We start from the raw sequence: 2243 nt of genomic DNA on the forward strand, positions 1-2243 counted from the left end.
ACAGTGAAAAGCAAAGTGATGTCCATTTGGAACGGCATTAAAAGCGCAGCTTCTACAGCGTTCAGCTATATGAAAGCGCAAATCGTAAACCGTATCCAAGCAACGAAAGAACGCATTGTCAGCATTTGGAATGGCGTCATGAAGTTTTTCAGAGGTATCAACCTCAAGTCCATTGGCCGCAACATCATCCAAGGCTTAATAAATGGTATCAGCGGCATGGCGGGAGCATTAGCGAGCAAAGTAAAATCAATGGCAAATGCTATTCCTAACGGCATGAAAAAACTTTTGGGAATCCATTCCCCGTCAAGGGTAATGCGTGATCAGGTCGGTTATCACGTCGGCACCGGTATGGCGGCTGGTATTGATAAATCGCAGGGTAAAGTAAAAGCGGCCGCGGCAAAAGCAGCGAAAGCGGCTCAGAAGGCGGCTGAGGTAAAGGTATCCAATAAAATTAAGAACGCTGAAGTGAAGTATGACACCAAGAAAATGGGCGCTGATACGTACATCAAAACATTGCAAAAGATTCAGAAGCAAAACAAGCTTACCAGCGAGCAAAACCGAAAAATCCAACGCGAGATATATCAGGCATCCAAAAGCGCCTCTGATAAACAGAAGAAGCTTCTGAAAGAGCAGCAGCGCAAGGAAGCGAAGGCGAAGCTGGCGTATACCAAGAAAGTATCAGATCAGATTAAGAAAGCTGAGGCAAAATACGATACAGGAAAAATCAGCGGGAATACCTATATCAAAACACTTGAGAAAATCAAGAAGAAGAACAAGCTGAATTCTGACCAGCAAATAAAGGTTCAACGCGAAATCTATCAGACTCAAAAAACGATGGCTGATAAGGCCAGAAAGCAGAAGGAAGCCGAAAAGAAAGCGGCTGATAAGCTTAACAAGGGCATTCTTTCCGCAAACAATACTTATCTCTCAAAATTCAAAAGTGTGAATGATAAACTGACTGCTGATATTAAGGCGGCCAATGATGCCTATAAAAAAGAGCTGCAAGACCGAACTGACGCGATTTATAACGCAATCGGTCTATTTGACGATGTCTCAAGTGAAAAAGTGAACGGCTCCAAGCTGACTGCAAATCTTAAAAAGCAGCTGGACAAGATCAAAACGTTCAACAATGACATTTCAAAAATAGCAAGCCGGGCACCGAAGGCGTTCACAGACGAATTGAAAGAAATGGGTATCGGGTCAGCTGATCAGATTAATGCGATTTCACGCATGACAGATTCCGAGTTAAATGAGTATGTCAAGTTGTGGCAGGAAAAGCATAAGCTGGCGAGCACTCAGGCGGAACAAGAATTAACCGGACTGAAAAACGAGACAACTAAGAAAATAGTTGAATTACGCTCGGCCGCAAATAAAGAACTGGCACTTCTGAAAAATGACTATCTCCGCAAAATTGGGGAGCTTACAGTCGATGTGAAACAACTTGGTTCTCTCAAGAAAAGCGGCAAAGCCATCGGATCAAATACAATGGCCGGCATTATTTCTGGAATGAAGAATATGAAGGGCGAGCTGGCGAAAGAAGCAAACTCCATCGCATCGACAATTGAGAAAACCATTAAGAAAAAATTGAAAATCCACTCCCCGTCCAGATTGATGCGGGATCAGGTGGGGATCATGGTTCCTGCTGGTATCGCTGTCGGGATTCAGAATGGTATCGGCACTGTTCAGAGAGCTATGGGAGCCGTCAGTGATGCTATGACTATTCACCAAGAGGATATGAATTTTGCATATGACACATCCATTTCTTGCGGTGAACTCGGCACGGTTAGAAAAGAATTGAGCGCGGACATCCGGAACCTTGAGTTGCCTGACAGGATGATTGTTATTGAGATGGACAGCAAGAAGGTCGGTCAAGGAGTAGAAAAGCCTGTCACAAACGCACAAAAAAGGTCAAACGCAAGGAGGGTGAGATTTAATGATTAATTATCAGGAGCTGCTGCCAAACCAATGGAAAATCACGTTTGACGGCATTGATATATCACCCTTCTTTTATGTAAAGTCCACGGGCGGCCGAGGAGTGACAGGGAGGGAAGTGAATACAGCCACTATCGGGAATCGTCCGGGAGGTTTCCTGCGGGACACAAGAATTCCTGTAAGAGTCATAACCGTTGAGGTTCTTTTTGCCTTCCGTAGTGAAGAAGAGCTGAAGAAAAAGCAGGAGGAACTGACTTTTATTCTGCACACTGAAGAGCCTAAACCGTTAATTTTTCACGATGAGCCTGACA

Annotated in this window: 2 protein-coding genes; both read left to right on the forward strand. The window is 44.3% G+C overall.

Features of this window, described 5'->3' with window-relative positions:
• On the forward strand, positions 1 to 1941 hold a 1941-nt coding region (locus tag BGM27_RS20695; RefSeq protein ID WP_483297764.1), incomplete at its 5' end, for a phage tail protein.
• Positions 1934 to 2243: distal tail protein Dit (locus BGM27_RS20295; RefSeq protein WP_217031409.1), on the forward strand; the 310-nt coding region annotated here is incomplete at its 3' end. The genes BGM27_RS20695 and BGM27_RS20295, both read left to right, overlap by 8 nt.

Origin of the sequence: Bacillus sp. FJAT-27001, from assembly GCF_019039175.1 — a bacterium.
GTDB classification, from domain to species: Bacteria; Bacillota; Bacilli; order Bacillales; family Bacillaceae; genus Bacillus; species Bacillus velezensis.